The sequence below is a fragment of the Dactylosporangium sp. NPDC005572 genome, assembly GCF_040605515.1.
Classification (GTDB): Bacteria; Actinomycetota; Actinomycetes; order Mycobacteriales; family Micromonosporaceae; genus Dactylosporangium.
Genome location: NZ_JBEXCY010000048.1, coordinates 35719 through 57134, shown reverse-complemented (window position 1 = coordinate 57134; position 21416 = coordinate 35719). Strand labels below are relative to the sequence as shown.

Sequence of the window (21416 nt, the reverse complement as noted above, 5' to 3'; positions counted from 1 at the left end):
TAGGCGCGCCCGGCTGAAAGCCCGCTGAACGACGCCGGGTTCAGCGTTCCTTCAGCTCGGCACGGCCACGATCCTGTCCGGTCCCGGCGCCTGCCGGTACGAGAGGAGACCCCCATGCCGCGAGGATCATCGGTGGTCGTGGTGTCGGCCAGCTTCGGCGCCGGTCACGACGGCGCAGCGGACGAGCTGGCCCGCCGGCTGCGCACGCAGGGACGCACCGTCCACCGGCACGACTTCGTCGACCTGCTGCCCCGCCGCCTCGGTGTACTGCTGCGGGGCCTGTACCGCCGGCAGCTCACCGTCGCGCCGCGCAGCTGGGGCTGGCTGCTCGCCCTCGCCGGCGCCGACCTGCTCAGCGGGCGGGCGGCGACGCTCACCGCGGCCGCCGACGAGGCGACCCTGGCCGCGGTCGGCAGCGACGCGCACCTCGTCGTCTCGACCTACCCGCTCGCGAGCCAGGTGCTGGGCCGGCTTCGGCGTCAGGGCCGGCTCGCCGTTCCCGTGGTCACCTACCTCACCGACCTGTCGGTGCATCCGCTGTGGATCGCCGACGGTGTCGACGTACACCTGGCGCTGCACGACGACAGCGCCCGGCAGGCCAAGGAGCTCGGCGCGCCGGACGTGCGGGTCGTCGCACCGGCGGTGCGGCCGGCGTTCTGCCCCGCGACGCCGGCCGTCGACCGTGCGGCCCTCGGCCTGCCGGCGCGCGGACCGCTGGCCCTCATCGTCGCCGGTGCCTGGGGAGTCGGGCAGGTCGAGCGGGCCGCCCTGGACGTCGCCGCGACCGGACTGGCGGTGCCGGTCGTCGCGTGTGGCCGCAACGACGGGCTGCGGCGCCGGCTGAACCGGTCGGGTCGGGTGCTCGCGCTCGGCTGGGTCGGCGACATGGCCGGCCTGGTGCGCGCCTGTCAGGTCGTCGTGCAGAACGCCGGCGGGCTGTCGTCGGTGGAGGCGCTCGCCGCCGGCGTGCCGGTCGTGACGTACCGCTGCCTGCCCGGTCACGGCGCCGCGAACGCCGAGGTCCTCGACCGGGTCGGCTGGGCACCCTGGCTGCGCGGCCGGGCCGATCTCGCCGGCGGGCTGCGCGCCGCGCTCACCGGCGCCACGAGCTACGCTCCGGCGCCGCTGCTGCCGGAGACGGTGCTGGCCGACCTGGCGGTGGCGGCGTGAACCGCGCGCTCGCCGCCGGCCTCACCATCGGTGCCGCCGGGCTCGCCGCGCACGCACTGCCGGCCGTCACCGCGTACCCGCCCGGCCGGCGCATGCTGCTGCCGGCCCTCGCGGGCACCGGACCGGCCGGCCACGTCGCGCTCACGTTCGACGACGGGCCGGACCGGACGTCGACGCCGGCGTTCCTGCGGTTGCTCGCCGAGCACGGCGTCCGGGCGACATTCTTCCTCCTCGGAACGATGCTGCACCGCGATCTGGGGCTCGGCCGGGAGCTCGTCGCCGCCGGGCATGAGGTCGCCGTGCACGGCTGGTTCCACCGCTGCCTGCTGTGGCGCACGCCGCGCGCCACCTATGACGACATCGCCCGCGCCCGGGATCTCGTCGCCACCCTCGGGGCCGGGGCACCGCGCTGGTACCGTCCGCCGTACGGCGTGCTGACGAGCGGTGCGCTGGTCGCCTGCCGCCGGCTGCGGCTCGAACCGAAGCTGTGGACCGCGTGGGGCCGCGACTGGCAGGCCTCGGCCACGCCGGGCACGATCGTGCGCACGGTGACGAGCACCCTCGTCGGCGGCGGCACCGTCCTGCTGCACGACTCCGACTGCACCTCGGCCGCCGGTTCGTGGCGGCGGACCCTCGACGCGCTCCCCCAGCTCGTCGACTGGACCCGCGAGCGCGGCCTGCGCCTCGGCCCGCTCGGCGAGCACCAGCGGGTGCCGCGATGAACCCGATGACCTGGCTCGTCACCGGCGGGGCCGGGTACATCGGCGCGCACGTGGTCGCGCAGCTGCGGGCCGCCGGCGAGCGGGTCGTCGTCCTCGACGACCTGTCCACCGGCGACCGGGCCCGCCTGTCGCCGGACGTGCCGCTGGTCGTCGGTGACGCCGGCGACCCGGCCCTGGTCCGCGCCGTCCTGACCCGGTACCGCGCCGACGGGGTCATGCACCTGGCCGGCAGCAAGTCCGCGCCGGAGTCGCTCAGCCAGCCGATCCGGTACTACCGGCAGAACGTCGGCGTCGTCGCCGCCGTCCTCGACGCGATGGTCGCCACCGGCGTCACCCGGCTCGTGTTCTCCTCGTCGGCGGCCGTCTACGGGCGGCCGGACCGCCCGACCGTGACGGAGGACGCGCCGACCCGACCGCTCTCCCCGTACGGCCGGACCAAGCTGGTCGCCGAGCAGCTCGTCGCCGCAGTGGGCCACGCCCACGGCGTCTCGTGGGTCGCCCTGCGATACTTCAACGCCGTCGGGGCGGCCGCCGCGCACCTGGGTGACCGCGGCACCACCAACCTGCTGCCGCTGGCGTTCGACGCATTGCGTACCGGCGTGCCGCTCACCGTGGCCGGCACCACGCTGCCGACCGCCGACGGTACCGGCGTACGCGACTACGTCCACGTCGCCGACCTCGCCGACGCCCACCACCGCGCAGCGCAGCGGCTCGCCACCGGGCGCCACGCCGCCGTGTACAACGTCGGCGCCGGCCGTGGGCACTCGGTGCTGGAGGTGATCCGCACCGTCTCCGACGTCGCCGGCGCGCCGGTGCCGACCCGGCCCGGCCCGCCGCGACCCGGCGACGCCGCGGAGGTGGTCGCCGCCGTCGACCGCATCGCCCGCGAGCTGGGCTGGCATCCCCGGCACACGCTGCGGGACTGCGTCACGTCGGCCTGGCTGGCCCGCACCGCCACGATCTCGTCCCGCCGGGAACGGCCCGATCCGGTCCGGTCGCCCGCCGGTCCGGCTAGGTTCACGCCATGAGCAGCACACGGCAGCGCGTCGGGCGCTTCAGGCAGGGGCTGGCGAATCGGCTCGGGGTGCGGATGCGCTCCGCGCTCGCCGCCGCGGCGGTCGTCGCGATCGCCTCGGTGCTCAGCGGCGTCGCGCTCGTCGTGGCGTCACGGATCATCCTCACCCAGAACGTCGACCAGTCCACGACCCAGCGCGCCGTGCAGGTTGCCGCCGCGCTCGGCGACGGCGGGGCCGGACTCGCCGCGGCGCTGCGCCCGTCCCCGCGGGACCGCACGATCGTGCAGGTCGTCGACGCCGACGGCCGGGTGGTGGCGGCGTCGGCGTCCGTCGGCGGCGCCGACCCGATCTCGCCGCTGCGCCCGAAGGCCGGCCAGACCCAGCGCGAACGTCGCCGGCTGCCCGTCGCCCACAACGAGTCGTTCCAGATCGTCGCCACCGGCGTCACGACGGCGGACGGGCAGCGCACCGTCCTCGTCGGGCAGTCGCTGGACGAGGTCAACGACGGCACCGAGGCCGTCATCGGCGCGCTCGTCGTCGGCATGCCCCTGCTCACCGCGATCGTCGGGCTCGCCACGTTCCTGTTCGTGGGCCGCAGCCTGCGCCCGGTGGACGCGATGCGCCGCCAGGCCGACACGATCACCGCGCAGAACCTGCACACCCGGCTGCCCGTACCGGCGGCGGCGGACGAGATCGCGGCGCTCGCCACGACGATGAACACCATGCTCGACCGGATCGAGGCCACGACCGCGGCACAGCGCCGGTTCGTCGCCGACGCCAGCCACGAGCTGCGCAGCCCGCTGGCCACCCTCCACGCCGGTCTGGACATCCTCGAGCAGACGGACCTGCCGCCGCAGGCGCTCCCCCACGTGGGGCGCATGCACCGCGAGAGCGCCCGCATGGCGGCACTCATCGCGGACCTGTTGCTGCTCGCCCGGGTCGACGAGTCCGGGCTGCGGATCCGCCGCGAGGACGTCGACCTCGACGACCTCGTCTACGCCGAGCGGGACCGGATGACGGCCCAGCACCCCGAGCTGCGGATCGAGGCGCACGTGGCGCCCGTTCGGGTCAAGGGCGACCCGGGGCACCTGCAACGTGTCCTGCGCAACCTGCTCGACAACGCCGCCCGGCACGCCGCCGGCCGGGTGGGGATCGAGTTGCGCGGCGGCGACGGCCACGCCGAACTAACCGTCACCGACGACGGTCCGGGCATCCCGCCCGCGGATCGCGACCGGGTCTTCGACCGCTTCGTCCGTCTTGACGACGCCCGCTCCCGCGACGGCGGCGGCACCGGACTGGGCCTGTCGATCGCCCGGGACATCGTCACCGCACACGGCGGAACCCTCACGATCGGCGACGCGCCCTCGGGCGGTGCGGCCCTGCACGTCCGCCTGCCGTCCTGACGTGGCCCGGCGGGGCTGCCCATACCCCGCCGGGCATCCGTACGCACCCTGAGCGCGGCCGGTCAGCCGCGTGCGGGGGCGGCCTCGAAGATCCGGTCGGCGGCGGACAGGAACGCGTCCCGCAGCATCCCGGCGTTGGGCGCGTCGGCGGCGGCCCGGAGCCGGACGCCGACGCCGAGGAGGTCCTGCCGGGTCAGTACAGCGGTGCCGGTGATCGGGTCGGGGTCCGGCTGGCTGGGAATCGGGATCACCACGATCTTCGGGCCGACGACGATCACGATCGTGCCGTGGCTCACCGGCACGACGCAGGATGCCGGCGAGCCCGACACGTCGACGGTGAACGCGCCGAGGTCGGTCGCGTTGGCCGCGCTGACCGCCTGCGCCCCGGCGGGGTCGAGGCGGGCCGCCACGTCCTGGCGGGCCAGCAGGCCGCCGATCGTCGCGTTGGTGGCCAGCGCCGCCCACTGCGACACGGACAGGTTCACGGGTTTCGGGTCGGCGAACGCGTCGAGCGAACGGTCCCCGACCGGGGCACGGACCGCCGCCTCGGCCGGCACGACGATGACGTCGGGGCCCAGCTGCAGCTCCAGCCAGTGGGCCATCATCGTGGCGTCGTAGATGGCGCCGCGCTCCGGCGGGAACGGCCACGTGTAGAGGGAGGTCAGATCGTCGGTGCTCATCTGCAGGATGTGCGTCATCGCTGGGTTCCTTTCCGGACCGGGTGGCAGGGCGGCCGGGCAACGGCCGCCGCACCCATCCAGATCCGCGAGGTACCCGCCTGATACACCGCAGGCCCGGCGCAGCTCGGGGTGATCCCGACGGGGGACGGGCCGCGTTAGCCTGGAATGGAGACGTCGAAGGCGGCGCGAGCTGTCATGACCTTTTTGCTGATCTTCTTGTTGATCATCGCGGCGGCCGGGTTGGCGGCGAGCACCCGGATCGTCCGTCAGTACGAACGCGGCCTGATCTTCCGGTTCGGACGTCTGCGCACGGCGACCCGCGGGCCCGGCCTGGCGCTGATCGTGCCCGGCATCGACCGGATGCAGAAGGTCAACCTGCAGATCACCACGATGCCGGTACCGGCGCAGGACGGCATCACCCGCGACAACGTCACCGTGAAGGTGGACGCGGTGGTCTACTTCCGGGTCATCGACCCGGTCCGGGCCGCGGTGAACGTCCAGGACTACATGTTCGCCGTGCTCCAGGTGGCGCAGACGTCGCTGCGTTCGATCATCGGCAAGAGCGACCTCGACGAGTTGCTGACCAACCGCGAGCGGCTCAACCAGGGCCTGGAACTCATGATCGACAGTCCGGCGGTCGACTGGGGCGTCCACATCGACCGGGTGGAGATCAAGGACGTCTCGCTGCCGGAGTCGATGAAGCGCTCGATGTCCCGGCAGGCCGAGGCCGAGCGGGAGCGGCGGGCCCGGGTCATCACCGCGGACGGCGAGCTGCAGGCGTCGCGCAAGCTGGCCGACGCCGCCGCCACGATGGGTCAGACCCCGACCGCGCTGCAGCTGCGGCTGCTGGAGACGGTGGTGGAGGTGGCAGCCGAGAAGAACTCCACGGTGGTGCTGCCGTTCCCGGTCGAGCTGCTGCGCTTCCTGGAGCGCCAGCCGGAGTCGGGACAGTCGGCACAGTCGGCACAGTCGGCACAGATCCCGGCCGAGTTCCTGAAGGCAGGACCGCCATGAACATCTTCACCATCGATCTCAAGAACCAGCCGGGCGAGCTGGCCCACGTCGGCGAGGTGCTGGGCGCACACGGCGTCAACCTGGAGATCGGCGGTGTGACGGCCGGCGACCACGGCTTCGTCTACTTCACCGCCAACTACGAGGACGCCGCCCGCGCGGCGCTGACCGCAGCCGGCGTGCCGTTCGACGAGCACCCGGCCCTGCTCGTCAAGTGTGCCGACCAGCCCGGCGAGGTCGGCCGGTTCGCCCGGCGGCTGGCCGAGGCGAACATCAACGTCGTGGGCCTGCTGCCCACCTCGATCTGCGGCGGCGAGGTCGTCTTCGCCACCTGTGTCGAGCGGCTGGACGACGCGCGCCGGGTCCTCGGCGACCAGGTCGTCGGGTAGCCGTCGCCGCCGTGGTGGCCACCGCCCGAGCCGCTACCTGAGGCGGCCGGTCTCCAGATGCGCGATGTCGCCGCCCGAGTCGAGGGCCGCGTCGAGCAGCAGGGCGAGCGACGTGCCGAGGACCGGGACGTCGGACAGGTCTCCGGCGAGGCGGCGCACGGGCCCGAACCGTCCCGGCTCCTCGACCAGGCGGCACACGACCCACCGGGTGATGAACTCATCATCGGTGGCCGAGGCGAGGGTCCGGCCGTCGGCCAGGTCGACGAGGGCGCGGATGCTGAAGCCGTCGACGTACACCGAGCGGTGCTCGCGGTGCGGGAGCAGCCGCCAGCGGCCGTCGAACAGGGTCGCCGACCCGATCCGGTGGTACAGCGCGAGGACCTCGGCCGGGCCCTCGTCGCAGTCGTCGTCGCCCGGGGTCGTCTCGTGTCGCTCCACGATCCGGTCGACGACGTCGTCGATCTCGACGACCGCCGGCGCCAGGTGCCAGCCGGCGACGGGACGCAGCGCACCGTCCGGGTCCTGGGCGACGGCGACGAGTCCGCCGTGCAGGGCGACCACGCGGTTGTCGCCGCCGACCCGGTCGTTGACGTTGACGACGACCCGCGACAACACGGCGGGGACCATGTCGCTGCGGATGCCGTTCGGCTCGGGGTCGTCGCGCGGCTCGCCGAGTGGGAGGTCGAGCAGCCAGTTGGGAAGGTCGATGCGGGTGCCCATCAGGTACGGGTAGAAACGGGCGATCCAACCGGTGATCACCTCGCCGCCGTAGGCGTCGACCGGGTTGTAGATGCGCCGCCAGAACGCCTGGTCGGGGTCGCCGGCCGCGGCCCGCACGAACTCGTCGGCGATCGGGGCGAGGGACCGGCACCAGGTCTCCAGGCCGAAGCGGTCGAGGGCGTCGATCCGGGCACGGATGCGCCGCCAGTCCTCGACGGTGCCGGTGAGCGTCACCGACGGGATGCCGCACACGGTGATCAGCCAGTACGAGAAGTACGGCGAGTAGACGTCCATGAGCACGATGCGCCCGGTCACCCGCTCGACCTCGGTGCTCGTGGAGAAGTCGCACTCGAACAGCCCGAGGTCGTCGAGCTGCTTGGCGAACCCGTCGACCAGGTCCGCCCAGGAGGCGGCGTCGCGCGGCAGCGGCCCGGCGTGTTGCACCTCGAGCCGCTGCTTCCCGCTGTGTCGGACCAGCCGCGACCGCAGCTCCTCGGCGTGCAGGCGCACGTGCTGGGCGACGCCGTTCGCGATCGTCAGCCACACCGCGTCAGGCGACAGGACGAGCGGCCGGTGCTCGGCGAACGCCCGCGCGACCGCACTGAGCAGCGGGTGCACCCCGTCGGGCGCGAGCACCGGCAGCTGCGGGTCCCCGCCGAACACGAGCGCCTCGGGGAACAGCTCGCCGAGCGGCTGCGTCGGCAGCCGCTCGGCGGCGGGCGTGACATCGTCGACCGTGAACGTCACCATGCCCAGCACGATAGGGCGCGGCCACCGGATCCGTTGTCCCGCGAGCTCGAAGCGGTGGCGTCACGACACGGGGGCGGGAGTGCGCCAGGCGGTCCAGCCGCGGGTCAGGGCGTACGAGGCCAGCAGGATCACGGTGATCGCACCGTCGACGACCAGGGCGTCGCGGGCGCCGGCCGTGCCGGCGCCGAAGGAGAGCCCGGCAATGGTCAGGCCCAGCTTGTTGACGATGGTCAGCTCCCAGATCCCGGCGTAGCGGCGCGGACGGTACGCCAGCAGCAGGAACACGCCGGTGAACACGACGAGGCCGAGCAGGCGCCAGGTCTCCACCATCCGGGTGTCCGGCCCGGCGTCGGCGACGGCGCCGGCCGAGCTGACCACCGCCACGGCGGCGCCCAGCGCCGCGAGCACGAGCAGGATGCGGGCAATGCGGTCGCTCATCGCGAGTTTTCCTCTCCCTAACACCGTTAGGCTGCTACCCTAACACCGTTAGGAAGGCGGATGGGTGTTGCGCGCGTTACATGGGCTGAGCCCGCGGGCCCGCGAGATCGTGCGGGCCGCCGGTGACCTGCTGGAGCGGGACGGCCCCGAGGCGCTGTCGATGCGCCGCATCGCGGCCGAGCTGGGGATCCGCGCGGCCTCGCTCTACGAGCACGTCCGCGACAAGCCGGCGCTGGAGGCGGCCCTGATCTCGGCCGGGTTCGAGGAGCAGGCCGAGCTGTTCACCCGGGCGGTCGAGGGGGCGGCCGACCCGATCGGCGCGCTCACTGCCGCCTACCGGGACTTCGCCCGGCGCCGCCCCAACCTGTACCGGCTGATGACCGAGCGCCCGCTGCGCCGCGACCTGCTGGCCCCGGGCGTCGAGGAGGCGGCCGCGCAGCCGCTGGTCGCGGCGACCGGCGGCGACCCGGACCGGGCCCGGGCGATCTGGGCCTTCGCGCACGGCATGGTGATCCTGGAGCTCAACGGCCGGTTCCCGCCGGACGCCGCGCTCGACGGCGCCTGGCAGCGGGGCGTCGCCGCGTTCACCGGATGACGAAGCTCCAACGCCGCGGACCCGGGCCGGGTCACGGATGCCGCGGGCGGTACTCGACCTCCGGCCGGCCCGGTCCGCCGTAGCGCGGTTCGCGGACCACCCGGCCGGTGTCGGCGAGGTGCTCCAGGTAGCGCCGGGCCGTCACGCGGGAGGTGCCGGTGCGGGCCGCCGCCTCGGCCGCGGACAGCCCGGCCGTCTCGCGCAGCGCGGCCAGGATGCGGTCGAGCGTGGCGGCGTCCAGTCCCTTCGGCAGCGATGCGGCGTCTCCGGTACCGCGCAGGGTCGCGAAGACCCGGTCGACCTCGTGCTGGGCGGCCACCTCACCGGCGCCGACGACCTGGCTGCGGTACTGCGCGTACCGGGTGAGCTTGTCGTGGAACGCCGCGAACGTGAACGGCTTGAGCAGGTAGTGCGTGACGCCCAGCGCCACCGCCGCGCGCACCATCGCGATGTCCCGCGCCGACGTCACGGCGAGCACGTCGGTGCCACTGCCGGCGGCCCGCAGCGCCCGGCACACCTCCAGGCCGTGCTTGTCGGGCAGGTTGAGGTCGAGCAGCACCAGGTCGACCGGCTCGGCGCGCAGCACCGCGAGCGCCTCGCGGGCCGTGTGCGCGACGCCGACGACGGTGAAACCGTCGAGCCGCTCCGTGTAGGCCCGGTGCGCGTCGGCGATGAGCGGCTCGTCGTCGACGACGAGAACCCGCACGGCGGTCATGACGCGCTCCGCAGCCGCACGGTGATCACCGCGCCGCCGCCGTCGGCTGCGGCGACCTCGTACTGCCCGCCGTACCGCCGCACCACCTGCCCGACGAGCGCGAGGCCCAGGCCGCGGCCCTCACGCTTGGTGGACCAGCCGCGCCGGAACGCGTCTGTGACGTGCTCGGCCGGCAGCCCGGGGCCGGTGTCGCCGACCCGGACCAGCACCTCCCCGGCCTCCTGGCGGACCAGCACCGTGACCCGGCGCGGCGGGTCGGTGCCGGCCACCGCCTCCAGGGCGTTGTCGACCAGGTTGCCGACCACGGTGATCAGGTCGCGGCTCGGCAGCACCGCCGCGTCCAGCCGCGACTCCTCGTCGACGACCAGCTCGACGCCCCGCTCGGCCGCCTGCGCCGACTTGCCGAGCAGCAGCGCCGCGAGGGCCGGCTCGGTGACCGCGCCGACGACCCGGTCGGTGAGCCGCTGGGCGAGCGCCAGCTCGGCGGTGGCCAGCCGCACGGCCTCGTCGGTGCGCCCGAGTTCCACCAGCGTCAGCACCGTGTGCAGGCGGTTCGCCGCCTCGTGGGCCTGTGCCCGCAGCGCCTCGGTGAGGCCGCGGACCGAGTCGAGCTCGCCGGTCAGCGCGCGCAGCTCGGTGTGGTCGCGCAGGGTCAGCACGGTGCCGAGTCGCCGGCCGGCGAACTGCGTGGCCCGCTGGTTGGCCACGAGCACCCGGTCGCCGGCCAGCACCGGCTCGTCCTCGGCGGGCCGGCCCGACGCGACCAGCTCGGCGACGGCCGGCGGCAGGTCGGCGTCCCCCAGCCCCAGCAGGCGTTTCGCCTCGTCGTTGGCGAGCGCGACGTGCCCCTTGAGGTCGACGACGAGCAGCCCCTCACGCACCGCGTGCAGGACGCCGTCGTAGTACTCGTACATCCGCGTCATCTCGGCCGGCCCGAGCCCGTGCGTCTGGCGGCGCAGCCGCCGGCTCAGCAGCCAGGCGCCGGCCGCGGCCAGCAGCAGCGCGGCGCCGGTGGCGACGGCGACCGCGGGCGCCTGGCGTAGCAGCCGCTGGTTGACGGCCTCGGTCGTGATGCCCACCGACACCAGCCCGGTGATCCGCCCGTCCGCCGCGCGGACCGGGACGACGGCGCGCACCGACTCGCCGAGGCTGCCGGTGAACGTCTCCACCACCTGGCCGCCCCGCAGCGCCGGCTCGATCGTGCCGCTGAACGGCTTGCCGATCAGGCTCGCCGTCGGGTGCGTGAACCGGGTCCGGTCCGGGGCCATGATCACCACGAAGTCGGTGTGCGTGGCGAGCCGGGTCGCCTCCGCGTACGGCTGCAGGCGCGCCACCGGGTCGGGCCCGGTCACGGCGTCGACGACGTACGGTGAGCGGGCCACCGTCTCGGCGACGGCGAGCACGATGTCGGTCGACGCGTCCTCGGCGTCGTCGCGGGCCAGCAGTACCGCGCCGGCCGTGCCGCCGGCGACGAGCAGGGATACGACGAGCACCTGCAGCGCGAACAGCTGCCCGGCGATGCTCCAGCGGCGGGTCATGGCGGTGTGTCCGATCGGGCGGGGTCGTGGGCGGGGTCGTGAGCGGGTCGTGAACAGAATGAACGTAACGGTGCCACGGAGATGAGACCCAGGCCACATTCAGCGGCATGGACACCTCGCCCCCAGCGAGTCCCGCCCGCCGCCGGGACCGCACGCACTACCTGTACCTCGCGGTGATCGCCGCCGTCGTCGCCGGCATCGCGTTCGGGTTCGCCGCCCCCGCGGCGGCCGTGGAGCTCAAGCCGGTCGGCACCGGCTTCGTCAACCTCATCAAGATGATGATCAGCCCGCTGATCTTCTGCACCATCGTGCTCGGCGTCGGCTCGGTCCGGCAGGCCGCCAAGGTCGGCCGGGTCGGCGGCCTCGCCCTCGGCTACTTCCTGGTCATGTCGACCGTCGCCCTGGCCATCGGCCTGGTCGTGGGCAACATCGTCCACCCGGGCTCCGGCCTGCACCTCAACGACGCGATCGCCAAGGCCGGCCAGAAGGCGGCCAGCGGCGCGCCGGCCGAGACCACCGCCGACTTCCTGCTGGGCATCATCCCGACCTCCCTGCTGTCCTCGCTCACCTCCGGCGAGGTGCTGCAGACCCTGCTCGTGGCGCTGCTCGTCGGCTTCGCCGTCCAGGCGATGGGCCGGCGCGGCGAGCCGGTGCTGGCCGCTGTCGGCACCATCCAGCGGCTCGTCTTCAAGGTCCTCGCCATGATCATGTGGCTCGCCCCGATCGGCGCCTTCGGTGCCATGTCGGCCGTGGTCGGCGCGACCGGCGTCGACGCGCTCAAGAGCCTGGCGCAGATCATGCTCGGCTTCTACGTGACCTGCGCGATCTTCGTCTTCGTGGTGCTCGGCCTGCTGATCCGGGTGGTGTCCGGGATCAGCCTGTTCAAGCTGCTGCGGTACCTCGGGCGCGAGTTCCTGCTGATCCTGTCCACCTCGTCGTCGGAGTCGGCGCTGCCCCGCCTGATCGCCAAGATGGAGCACGTCGGCGTGAGCCGCCCGGTCGTCGGCATCACGGTCCCGACCGGGTACTCGTTCAACCTCGACGGCACGGCGATCTACCTGACGATGGCGTCGCTGTTCGTGGCGCAGGCCATGGACAACCCGCTGTCCCTGGGCGAGCAGATCTCGCTGCTCGGCTTCATGATCATCGCGTCGAAGGGCGCCGCCGGCATCACCGGCGCCGGCCTGGCCACCCTGGCCGGCGGCCTGCAGAGCCACCGCCCGGACCTGGTCGACGGCGTCGGCCTGATCGTCGGCATCGACCGCTTCATGTCCGAGGCGCGGGCCCTGACCAACTTCGCCGGCAACGCCGTGGCCACGATCGTCATCGGCACCTGGACGGGCGAGTTCGACCGCGACCGGGCCCGCACGGTCCTGTCCGGCGAGAACCCGTTCGACGAGTCGACCATGGTCGACGACGCCCACGCCCCGGCCCCGGCCCCGGCGCCCGCTCCGGCCGCGGCACCGACCGCCGTGTAGCCGGTCCCGATCCGTCGCGGGCGCCCACCCCCGGGCGCCCGCGACCTCCCTGCGATCTCAGTGCCGTCAGGAGGGCGTGAACCGGATCGCGGTGCCGGCGACGAGCGTGGCGTCGTTGTACGAGTACAGCGCCGCGAGCGTCCCGGTCGAGTTCTCCAGCCCGACCGTCGCGCCCGAGCCGCGCTCGGCGGCGTTGTCCAGGCTCTGGTAGTGCAGGGTGATCGTGCCGTCCGACGCGAACACCACGGAGAACGACAGCCGCCGCGAGGTGTTGCCGTAGAGGTGGACGTTGCGCCACTCGACGGTGAACGCGCCGCCGGCCGCCGCCGTCCGTACCGACGCCTGCCCGTCGACCACGAGGTCGCACCAGAACGGGTAGACGGTGGCGTTCGGTGGCGCGGTGGACGGGAGCGGGCCGTGCTCGACGTACGCCGTGCCCGGGTTGGTGAACGAGACCTTGCCGTTGGTGTCGACCCAGGCCGTGGTGTACTGCGCGCCGTACAGCGTGACCGGCGCCGGCAGCGTGATCTGCAGGACGGCGTCGTCGCCGGTCAGCGGGAGCACCGTGCCGTCCGCCGGCGCGAACGCCGCCGGCAGGGTGGAGACGGCGTAGCTGCCGGTCGCCACGGGAAGGACGAGATCGGCCGTCGCCGGTCCCCCGTCGCTGACCACTACGGACACGGAGGTGGACCGGCCGTCGTGGGCGGTGGCGACGGTGTACGTGCCGTTGCCCAGGCCGGTGAAGGTATACGTGCCGGTGGCGCTCGTCGTCGCCGACAGGCCGCCGGGGGTGAGGGTCACGGTCGCGGCCGGCACCGCGCCGCCGCCGGACACGGTGACGGTCCCGGAGATCGAGCCGGTGGTCGCCGGTGGCGGGGTGCCGCCGGGCGCGGTGAACACGACCGCCGTCGCGGACTGCAGGCCGGCCGTGTTGACGGAGTAGGTCAGCGCGTCGCTGCCGTCCGCGTTCTCGATGCCGACGGTCGCGACGCTGCCACGCTCGAAGTCGTTGTCCAGGCCCGTGTAGTTCGTGATGACGTCGCCGGACTCGGTCAGGATCGCCTCGAAGGTGAGCCGGCGCGAGGTGTTGCCGTAGAGGTACACGTTGCGCCACTCGACGATGAACTGCCGGTTCGGTGCCGTCCCGCTGACGGCCGTGCGGACCGACGCCGAGGCGTCGACGACGAGGTCGGTCCAGAAGGCGTAGACAGCGGCGTTCGGGAGCGTGCCCGTGGGCAGGGTCCCGTTGTCCGCATGCGGCCCGCCGGGGTTCACGAGGCTCACGATGCCGTTGGTGTCGACCCACGCCGTGGCGTAGGTCTGCCCGTACAACGTAACCGGGAAGGGCAGGGCGACCTGCGTCGTCGCGTCGTCCCCGGACAGTGGCAGCACGGTGGTGTCGGCCGGTGTGAAGGCGCGGGCGGCGGTCGCGCAGGTGTAGCCGAAGTCGTCGGCGCAGCCGGTGACGGTCAGCTGCACCGTCACCGCGGGCGAGGTGGCCGCCGGGTCGGCGGCCCGGTACTGGAACGCGTCGACGCCCGCGAACCCGCCGGCCGGCGTGTAGGTGAACGACCCGTCCGGGGCGAGCGTCAGGGTGCCGTGCGCCGGGCCGGTGACCAGCGCGGCGGTGAGCGGACCGCCCTCGACGTCGGTGTCGTTGGCCAGCACGCCCGGCGCGGCGACCACGAGTGGCCGGGCCTGGCGGGTGGTGTAGGCGTCGGCGACCGCGACGGGCGCGTCGTTGACCGGCGTGACGGTGATGGTGACCGTGCCGCGGGCGGTGCCGAAGCCGTCGTGCGCGTCGTAGCTGAAGCTGTCGGTGCCACTGAAGTCGGGCGCGGGCCGGTAGACGTAGCCGCCGTCGGCGGCCAGTTGGACGGTGCCGTGCGCCGGGCCGGTGACCAGCGTGGCGGTGAGCGGACCACCCTCGGTGTCGGTGTCGTTGGCCAGCACGCCCGGCGCGGCCACGGTCAGCACGCCGTCCTCGGGCACGGTGCCGAAGTCGGCCGCCGCGACGGGCGCGTCGTCGGTGAGGTCGATCGGCGGGAGGACCACCGTGTGGCTCTGGCCGGTGCCGTCGGTGACGAGCAGGCCGACCGGGTACGTGCCCGGTGCGGCGAACGTGTGGTCGGCGACCGGCCCCGTCGCCGTGCTGCCGTCGCCGAAGTACCACGTGTACGAGGTGATCGGCCCGCTGGGCGAGGTGGAGCCGGCGCCGTCGACGTGCACCAGCCGGGCACCGCGGTCCAGCACGGTGGCGGTGGCGACGGCGGACGGCCCCGCCGGTGGTGCCGGTGCGGCGGTGCCGGCGAAGACCTGCACCTGCGTGCCCGGCGGGTCGACCTGCCCGCCGATCAGCTCGATCTGCCAGGTCCCGGCCTCGGCGCCGGGGATCCGCACCGTCTCCGTGGTGCCGGTGACGCTCCATTCGGCGCCCGCCGGCACGCCGCGGCGGTCGTAGCGGGTACCGCCGGGCGCGGTCAGCCGGAGCTCCACAGTGGAGCCGGGTGCCGTGACGCTGGTGGACAGGGTCGTGCCGGGGTCGACGACGACCTGGGCGACGGCCGCCGTCTCGCCGCCGTGCACGGTGCGGCGCACGTTGGCGGTCCGGTTGGTGGCCTTGAGGAACTCCTCGTAGTAGGCGTGCTGGCCGATGGCGTTGGGATGGACGCTGAACACCATCGGCGACACGAGCGTGTTGACGGCGCTGTCCGGGTTGAGCCCGGCCGCGGTGCACAGCTTGTGGGTGCTGAAGGTCGAGCCGGGCTGGTTCACGTCGACGAAGTGCAGCCGGGCGCCGTCGCCGGCCTCCAGCGTGGCGTTGCGGATGGTGGTGTTCAGCCGGTTGGTGAACGCGCTGATGTACCGCTTCTCGGCGCCGCTGAGGGTGAGCAGGGCATCGGTGACGTCCGGCCGCAGCGCGCACGTGGTGTCGCTCTCGTCGACCACCTGCGGGTAGGTGCCGACGAGGATCTGCGCGTCGGGGGCGGCGGCGAGCAGGTCGCGGTAGAGGGCGACGAGCCGTTGCCGCAGCACGCCGGAGTCGACGTTGTTGATCGACTGGGAACGCGCGGCGACCTCGTGTATCGCGGTCTGCAGCGCGGCGGAGACGTCGCACTGCAGACCGGCGCCGGTGGTGTTGGCGGCCGCGCACTGCAGCACGCTCATCAGGTTGACCGCGACGTTGAAGGTGTCGGCGGAGTAGGCCAGCAGCTTGTTCGCGAGGTCGTGGCCGCAGTCCCAGGCGATGCACAGCTTGGCCAGGCCGCTGAAGCCGGAGTCGTTGCCGCCCATCGTCAGCGTGACCCGTTCGGTGAACTTGTTGACGTGGCTGCGCTGCGGCCGCTCGCCGGGGTTGTTCGGGTTGTCGTTGAAGGAGTCGTCGACGACCGCACCGCTGCACGCGTGGAACCCGGCGGGCAGGAACAGGTCCCGCACGGCGACGTCCTGCGACAGCTGCCGGCTGTAGGAGCCGAGCGAGCGGTGGCACTGGTTCGTGGACGGCTCGAACCCGGGATAGCCCTCGCCCGAGGAGAAGCTGTCGCCGAGCGCGACGTACCGCGGCGGCCCCTCGGCGAGCATGTGGTCGGCGACCGTCCGGCCGTCCTTGAGATGCGTGAGGACGGTGACGTACCGCAGGTCGCGGTCCTGGTCACTGGACAGCGTCACCGACGTGGTGCCCGGCGGCGTGCGCCCGAACCGGGTCGCGGTCAGCGGGTCGCCGAGGGTGGCGGCGCCGAGCAGCTCGTAGGACTCGACCTCCGCGTCGGGGGTCACCTTCGTCCACGTCACGGTGGCGGTGTCCGGGCCGGCCCCGCCGGGGACCACCTCCCCGACCGTGACCGCGCCGTAGTCGAGGGTGGCACAGTTGCCGACGTCGTTGACGGCGATCTCGCTGGGGACGCCGACGTTGCCGCCGGTACGTTGGATGAACGAGCTTTCGGGGATCAGCCGCAGGTGCCGCACGTCGTCGTTGCCGAGCGCCGGGTAGACCACGAACCGGCTGACCATCGTGGCGCCCGGCTCGATCACCGCTGTGGTGTACCGGGTCGGTGGTGCCAGCGAGTACAGCGCCTGCCAGTCGGGTGCGTCCGACGGCCGGTCGAGCAGCTCGACCTCCGCGTTGTAGACCCGGGCGGCGTCGCGGTCCCGCGGGTCGGACACGTTACGGAGCACGATGGTGACGTGGTACGGGCCGTTGCGCACCGCGCAGCTGTCCACCTGCACGCTCATGTGCAGTAGCGAGCCGCCCCAGACCTTCAGCGGGCTGACGGTCGCCGCCTGCAGCCGTACCGGCTTGCCGACCGGCTCCAGGCTCGCCGAGTATGCGGCGTGCAGGTCGTAGCTGCCCTCGCCGTCGCCGCGGACGGTCCACGTGGTGGTCCGGCCGGCACCGCCGGGAATGTCGGCGACGTCGACCGTGAGGTGCTGCGGCTCGGCCGTCGGTGCGAGGGACAGCCCGCCGGGCAGGTCGAGCGTCGCGGAGCCCTGGGTGAACGTGAACCCCGCCGGTGCGAGGTTCTGCACGATGAGGCTGACGTCGAAGAACTCCTTCAGGAACTTCGCCCGGCCGGGGATCACCAGCCACTGCACGACCGGCTGCTGCTGCACGTAGGTCACCTGGGGCACGACGACGTTGGTGCCCCAGCCGAGCTGGCAGAAGGCCGGATCGCAGGACTGCGGGCCCTGCCCGGCGTCGTACAGCAGCGTGTAGACGCCGTCGAGGTTCGTCACCACCTCGATGTGCAGGTCGTGGGTCGGCGGCTCCTGCTGGGGCTCCGCCGGCACGAAGAACAGGTTGACCGTGAACTCGTAGACGTTCTGGTTCTCCGGCGCGGCCGGGTCCAGGCCCTTGGCGACGATCTCCTCGACGGTCAGGCGCTCCGACGTGAGCGTGGCCGCGCCGACGTCGCCGCCGACCAGGTCGAACTCGACCTGGCCGGAGCCGCCGGCCACGGTCGCCACGGCGGTCCCCGGCTGATAGCCGTCGGCCCAGGCGTACACGGTGACCGCGCCGTCGGCGAGGCCCCTGAGCCGGGTGGTCCCGCCCGCCCCCGCGATACCGCTGATCCGTTGCCCGTCGGGCAGGATCACGAGCGCCTCGGCGCCCGGCACCGCACGGCCGCCGCTGCGCACGGTGACGCCGAGCCCCGGCTCGACCGGCACGGGTGCGACGCGCACCGTCGCCGTGTCCTGCGCCGTCAGGGTGCCGGCGCGCACGGTCAGGGTGACGGTGTAGGTGCCGGGCGTGCTGAAGGTGTGCCGTGGCGTGTTCCCGGTCGCGGAGGCGCCGTCGCCGAAGGTCCACTCGTACGAGCCGATCACGGCGGCGGGGCGGGAGCCGCCGCCGTCGAAGATGATCTCGTCGCCGGCGATGACGCTGCGGTCGTCGCCGGCCCGGGCCTGCAGCGGTTCGCTCAGCACGGCCGTGACGCGGGTGGTGCGGACCACGGACAGGCGGCCGTCGGAGACCTCGGTGCGCACCAGGTACGTGCCGGGCACGGTGTAGCGGTGCGCGAGCGGCGCCACCGGCAGCGTTCCGGTCACGGGCGCGGTGCCGTCGCCGAAGTCGGTGGTGTACCGCAGTTGGTCGCCCTCGGCGTCGCTCGCCTCGATGGTGGTGCTGACGTCCAGCGGCGCGGTACCGGTGACCGGGCCCGTCGCGACGTTGACCTGCGGCGGCGTGTTCGGTTGCCCGGCGACGGTGACCGGCAGGGTCTGTGCGGCGTACCCGCCGCTGCCGTTGCTGACCGACACGAACGCCTGGTAGGCGCCCGGGTCGGCGTAGCGGTGGGTGAGCGTGACGGTGGCGTAGGGCGCTTCGACGGTACGGTGCACCTCGGCGGTACCGTCGCCGTAGTTGACCAGCAGCTGCAGGGGCCGGCCGTTGGGCTCCGAGGCGGTGACCGCGAACGACACGTCCAGCGGTGCGGGGCCGCCGGATCCCGTGGCGGTGACGGCGAGCGGGATGCTGGTCGGGTCGACCGCCACTTCGAACTGCTTCGAGTAGTAATGCGTCTGCCCGGCCGCGTCGGTCCACCGCACGGTCCAGTAGAACGTCGCCGGGCCGGGCGGCAGCTGCCCCATCGGCATGGTGGTCCGCCACCGCCCGTCCGGCGAGGCGTTGTACATCGTGGCGCCGCGCCCGGCCACCGAGACGTCGACCTGCTGCGTCGAGACGTGGCCGGCCGGCGTGAACTCGAACAGCGCCGTGCCGGCCAGCGTCGCACCGGGGCCGGGCAGGTCGAGCGTGCCGGGCAGCCGCCGGTCGACGGTCAGCGTGGCCAGCTCGGTCCCGGTGCGGCCGGTCTGGTCGGTCGCGGAGACCTCCAGCGTGTAGGCGCCGTCGGGCACCGCCTGCCCGTCGTCGTCGGTACCGTTCCAGTCGAGCCCGTAGAAGTAGCCGTACCACGAGTAGCAGGCCGGCGAGGGGTCGGCGTCCTGCGCGTGCAGCGTGCGGACCGGCGCGCCGGTACCGTCCAGCACGCGGACGACGACGGACAGCCGGCCGCCGTCGGCGGCGTCCGCGGCGCAGTACGCGAAGGAGAGCGTGTCGTCCTGCCCGTCGGCGTTCGGGGAGAACGTGGTCGACGAGTACAGGCGAACGGCGACCACGGGCGCCGCCGGGTTGTGCAGCGTCACCGCCCGGGGCGGCGAGGTCCACCACCGCACCTCACCCGCCGGATTGCGGTACTGCACCTGGACCGAGGCGTTCCGGGCGCCGTCGCCGCACGTCGCCGTGTCGAAGGTCGTGCGGAACACGCCGTCCGGCCCGGCCTCGGTGAGCGCCGGCGATCCACAGCTCTCCGTCGGCGAGGTCAGGACGAAGGTCGCCTGCAGCACGGTGAACCCGGGCGTCGGCGTGAACGCGAACTCGGCGGGGCCCTCCAGCGTGGCCTGCGCCGCCGGTGCGTCGAGCACGCCCGGCACCCGCCGGTCCAGGATGACGGACGCGCGGGCCGTCCCGGTCAGCCCGCCGCCGTCGGTGGCGGCGACCTCGATGGTGTAGGTGCCGTCGGGCGCAGGTTGGCCCGCGTCGTCGAGCCCGTTCCAGGTGCCGCCGCTGAACCAGCCGTACCAGGTATAGCAGAACGGTGCCGGGTCGCGGTCCTCCTGCGTCAACGTCCGCACGACGGTACCGTCCGCGGCGACGACACGGACCACTGTGGACAGTCGCCCGCCGTCGGTGGCGTCGGCGGCGCAGTAGGAGAACGACGCCTCGTCGTCCTGCGCGTCACCGTTGGGCGAGAACATCGCGCCGCTCCACAGCTGCAACGCCGGTGCCGGCGGCGCCGGATTGTCCAGGGTGAGCGGCACCGGCGCCGACGTCCAGCCGTGCTCGACGCCCCGGGCGTCGACGTAGCGGACCGTGGCCGTCAGGTGGCGGGCACCGTCGCCACAGTCGGCGCCGGTGTCGAACACGACGCGGAACACGCCGGACCCGTCCGGCGCGGTCACCTCCGGGGCGGCACACGACACCGTCTGGTTCGCCAGCACGAACGTCACCCGGCGCACCTCGACACCGGCGGCCGGCTCGAACGCGAACTCGGCCGGCCCGTGCACCGTCGCACCGGCGGCGGGCGCGGTGATCCGGCCCGGCGCCCGGCGGTCGACGACCACGTCGAGGCGCTCCGTCCCGACGAGCCCGGTCGCGTCGGTCGCCGCGACCTCGACCTGATACGCGCCGTCGGGTGCCGGGTCCCCGGCGTCGTTCGTGCCGTCCCACGACAGCGTCGAGAAGTAGCCGTACCACGTGTAGCAGAACGGTGCCGGGTCGCGCTGCTCGTCGGCGAGGGTCCGCACGGTCGCGCCGTGCTCGTCGACGATCCGGACCCGGACCGCCAGCGCGCCACCGTCGACGGTGTCGGCCGTGCAGTAGTTGAAGGTCGCCTGGTCCTCCTGGCCGTCGCCGTTGGGCGAGAACACCACGGGTACGTAGGACACGACGGCGACGGCAGGCGGCGCGGGGTTGGCCAGCGTCACCGGCTGGCCGGTCGAGTTCCAGCTGTGGCCGGCCCCGGCCGGGTCGACGAACTGGACGTACGCGGTCAGCGTGCGAGCGCCCTCACCGCAGGACGTGGTGGTGTCGTACGAGGTCCGGAACGTGCCGTCCGGTGCCGCCGTCATGACCTCCGGCGTCGCGCACGACAGGGTCGGCGACGTGAGGTCGAACCGGACCCGGGTCACGTGCATGCCGGGAGTGGGCGTGAAGACGAACTCGACGGTCCCGCTGAGCACGGAGCCCGGCGCCGGCGCGCTGACGACGCCGGGCAGGCGCCGGTCGAGGACGATGGGTGCGGTCGCCTCGGTCGGCTGCCCGGAGGCGTTCATCGCGGTCAGCCGCAGCACGTACGTACCGTCGGGCGCGAGGGCGCCACCGTCGGCGCGGCCGTCCCACCGCACGTCGCCGTAGTGGCAGCCGGCGGCGAACGATCTGGTGCTCACCATGGTCCGCACGGTCGTGCCGGCGGCGTCGAGCGCGACCGCCGTCACGTTGGCCGGGGCGTCCAGGCAGAAGTAGACGTCGACGGTGTCCTCGATGGCGTCGCCGTTGGGCGAGAACGAGCCCGCGGGCGACAGGCTGGAGATACTCACCGTCGCGGGCGTGGTCTCGGCCAGGGCCGGCCGCGCGGGCCACGGCGTCGCAGACACCACCGCGGCGAGCGCCACGGCGACGACCGCCGACCACGCCGCTCGGCGCCGCCGGCGGGTCGACGGCCGATGGATCCCCCGGAACGCATGGCTCTGCATGTGCACACCTCCGTGCGGGAAACGTGGTGCGGGCACCGCC

The 21416-nt window shown here is 73.7% G+C and carries 14 protein-coding genes; 8 read left to right on the top strand and 6 right to left on the bottom strand.

Annotated elements, in window-relative coordinates:
• Positions 1-114: 114 nt before the first annotated feature.
• The 4 genes from ABZS66_RS23640 (at position 115) to ABZS66_RS23625 (ending at position 4311) form a co-directional block, all read left to right on the top strand.
• Entirely contained in the window at positions 115-1170 is a 1056-nt protein-coding gene (locus ABZS66_RS23640) for a hypothetical protein (protein WP_354761007.1), read from the top strand.
• Between the two features lie 92 nt (positions 1171-1262).
• Entirely contained in the window at positions 1263-1892 is a 630-nt protein-coding gene (locus tag ABZS66_RS23635; protein ID WP_354761023.1) for a polysaccharide deacetylase family protein, read from the top strand.
• Complete coding sequence (gene galE, locus ABZS66_RS23630; protein ID WP_354761005.1) at positions 1889-2920, top strand: UDP-glucose 4-epimerase GalE; 1032 nt, start codon at positions 1889-1891, stop codon at positions 2918-2920. Before ABZS66_RS23635 ends, galE begins: the two co-directional genes overlap by 4 nt.
• The gene (locus ABZS66_RS23625; protein ID WP_354761003.1) at positions 2917-4311 is read left to right on the top strand and encodes a HAMP domain-containing sensor histidine kinase; all 1395 of its coding nucleotides are present in this window, start codon (positions 2917-2919) and stop codon (positions 4309-4311) included. Before galE ends, ABZS66_RS23625 begins: the two co-directional genes overlap by 4 nt.
• 62 nt (positions 4312-4373) lie before the next feature.
• Here ABZS66_RS23625 and ABZS66_RS23620 read toward each other — a convergent pair whose 3' ends face one another.
• A complete protein-coding gene (locus ABZS66_RS23620; protein ID WP_354761001.1) occupies positions 4374-5009 on the bottom strand; it encodes a hypothetical protein in 636 nt (211 codons plus the stop codon).
• Positions 5010-5186: 177 nt separating this feature from the next.
• Between ABZS66_RS23620 and ABZS66_RS23615 the strand changes: the two genes are divergently transcribed.
• A complete protein-coding gene (locus ABZS66_RS23615; RefSeq protein WP_354760999.1) occupies positions 5187-6005 on the top strand; it encodes a slipin family protein in 819 nt (272 codons plus the stop codon).
• Complete coding sequence (locus ABZS66_RS23610) at positions 6002-6391, top strand: hypothetical protein (RefSeq protein WP_354760997.1); 390 nt, start codon at positions 6002-6004, stop codon at positions 6389-6391. Before ABZS66_RS23615 ends, ABZS66_RS23610 begins: the two co-directional genes overlap by 4 nt.
• Before the next feature lie 33 nt (positions 6392-6424).
• Here ABZS66_RS23610 and ABZS66_RS23605 read toward each other — a convergent pair whose 3' ends face one another.
• Together ABZS66_RS23605 and ABZS66_RS23600 are read right to left on the bottom strand one after the other, a co-directional pair.
• Positions 6425-7861: a DUF4419 domain-containing protein gene (locus tag ABZS66_RS23605; RefSeq protein ID WP_354760995.1), complete on the bottom strand. Its 1437-nt coding sequence runs from the start codon at positions 7859-7861 to the stop codon at positions 6425-6427.
• A gap of 60 nt (positions 7862-7921) precedes the next feature.
• Positions 7922-8299, bottom strand: a complete 378-nt coding sequence (locus ABZS66_RS23600) for a hypothetical protein (RefSeq protein ID WP_354760994.1) — start codon at positions 8297-8299, stop codon at positions 7922-7924.
• 67 nt (positions 8300-8366) lie between these two features.
• Between ABZS66_RS23600 and ABZS66_RS23595 the strand changes: the two genes are divergently transcribed.
• Entirely contained in the window at positions 8367-8894 is a 528-nt protein-coding gene (locus ABZS66_RS23595) for a TetR/AcrR family transcriptional regulator (protein ID WP_354760992.1), read from the top strand.
• Between the two features lie 31 nt (positions 8895-8925).
• On the opposite strand, the gene ABZS66_RS23590 is transcribed toward ABZS66_RS23595, so the two are convergent.
• On the bottom strand, positions 8926-9609 hold the full coding sequence (locus ABZS66_RS23590) for a response regulator (RefSeq protein ID WP_354760990.1): 684 nt from the start codon (positions 9607-9609) through the stop codon (positions 8926-8928).
• Positions 9606-11147: a sensor histidine kinase gene (locus tag ABZS66_RS23585; protein WP_354760988.1), complete on the bottom strand. Its 1542-nt coding sequence runs from the start codon at positions 11145-11147 to the stop codon at positions 9606-9608. The genes ABZS66_RS23590 and ABZS66_RS23585 overlap by 4 nt, the downstream gene beginning before the upstream one ends.
• Positions 11148-11254: 107 nt before the next feature.
• Here ABZS66_RS23585 and ABZS66_RS23580 point away from each other — a divergent pair, with 107 nt between their 5' ends.
• Positions 11255-12625 (top strand): cation:dicarboxylase symporter family transporter, encoded by a 1371-nt coding sequence (locus ABZS66_RS23580; RefSeq protein ID WP_354760986.1) that lies wholly within the window; start codon positions 11255-11257, stop codon positions 12623-12625.
• Between the two features lie 66 nt (positions 12626-12691).
• On the opposite strand, the gene ABZS66_RS23575 is transcribed toward ABZS66_RS23580, so the two are convergent.
• On the bottom strand, positions 12692-21376 hold the full coding sequence (locus ABZS66_RS23575; protein WP_354760984.1) for a PKD domain-containing protein: 8685 nt from the start codon (positions 21374-21376) through the stop codon (positions 12692-12694).
• Positions 21377-21416: the final 40 nt, after the last annotated feature.